The sequence below is a fragment of the Pseudomonas sp. P5_A12 genome (genome assembly GCF_056400685.1).
This window is the reverse complement of the sequence record NZ_JBFUKU010000552.1, coordinates 1-1,558: the sequence shown is the minus strand read 5'-3', so window position 1 is coordinate 1,558 and position 1,558 is coordinate 1. Positions and strand designations below refer to the sequence as shown.

Here is a 1,558-nt window from a genome sequence, read left to right as displayed (position 1 = left end):
TCCCTCAAGGGCAAGGGTATTACGATACATGGTGGCATTATGGGAGCCAGCAATCGCGGTCCAGAAGAAAATATATTTTTGTTGCCAAAAGACCCAGGATTACCTCGTATGCTCAATCTCCAAACTTTGTTAAAGGCGTAGAGGGGCGCTTCGGCGCGCTTCGGGTTCTGGAACATATTACGGCTCGAGAATTGAGTTCTACTTTTTATTCCGACGGCAACTGGAGCCAGGATCTGTATGATATCAAGTCAGGAAATTATCAAATCGTCATTGAGGAAAAAATACCCGAACATGCTGTTCGGTACTCTGAGCCTTTTACGATTGTATGTATTCGTCCTTTGAATATTTTGCATCCCGATGAAGGCGCGTTACTTGAAAATCAGATGGTAACTATTAGCGGCAATAATGGTTTGTCTGGAGCAGAAATTGAAATTACTGATTTTGCGGGCTCATTTGTATGGGGCCGGGGCGTGGTTGGAAATGATGGAAGTTGGAGGATCAATGTTGACCTCACCAATACCTATAATACGGTCACCCTCTACGCCCGACACGTAGTTGGAAACCGTACTCAGTCTTCCCGTACTTATATTCTTCCGCCTGCCAAGCCTGTTATCCCTGTTATCGCCGGCCCGGGCCCGAATTCAATACAGGACCCGTCATTTGTGCTTTCAGGATCGGGTGGCACGGCGGTTGCCACTATGCGAGTGTATCTGGATCTGACGCAGACTCAGGTAGGCGAGGCTCCGGTCACAGGTGACAGTTGGTCTGTGCCCGTCAATGTGCAACCCGGGCCGCGCTCGCTGGTTGCCCAGCTGACTTCGAGCAGTGGCCAATCCGGACGCAGTATCGCGCGGTCGTTCAAAATCCGCCCCCCCGCACTGACCGCCGTCACCACTTCATACCCAACCGAAACCTCGCTCAAGTTCTCAGGCGCCGGCCACACCGGCGCAATGGTCGAGATCACTATCGTCAACGGGCCTGGTGGGACGGCRCCGTCCGCTGCCCCGGTGACAGGAGGCCGCTGGGAAACGACCGCGACCAACTGGCCGTTTGGTACCTATAACCTGAAGGCGATTCAGAAAGTCTCGGACAATGCCAATGGCTGGATTGAGTCGCTGCCCTACTCATTTACCGTCAACCGGGTGCTGCCGGATCCTAGCGACATAAAGTTCACGATTAACTACCAGCCGACCTTTTCCGGCAAAGGTTTCACCGACGCTAAGGTGACGCTCGCTAATCCCCATGGCGGCTCCGTGGTCGCCCCTGACGCGCTCGTGCCCACCAACGGCCAATGGTCGAGCCGGGCATCCGAAGTGTGGGGCCCGACACTCAATCGGGAAGTTCATATCAGGCAATCTCTGGGCATTCACCATTCGCCGAACTGGGTCTTTCTCAACGTCACCATCCCACCGTTGGCGCCTGAAATTGACCCAGTGCAAGAGGACGGTTTGTCTCCAAAAATTTCCGGGAGTTGTTGGTCCCGTGCCAAGGTGGAACTCACTTTCAGCGACACCCCCACCACAACGCATCTCGCCACCGTTACCGATACACACTGGAA

Annotated in this window: 1 pseudogene; it reads left to right on the top strand. The window is 53.9% G+C overall.

The window, feature by feature from the left end:
* Positions 1-1,558: pseudogene (locus AC1DSG_RS31025) on the top strand (hypothetical protein); the annotation flags it as partial.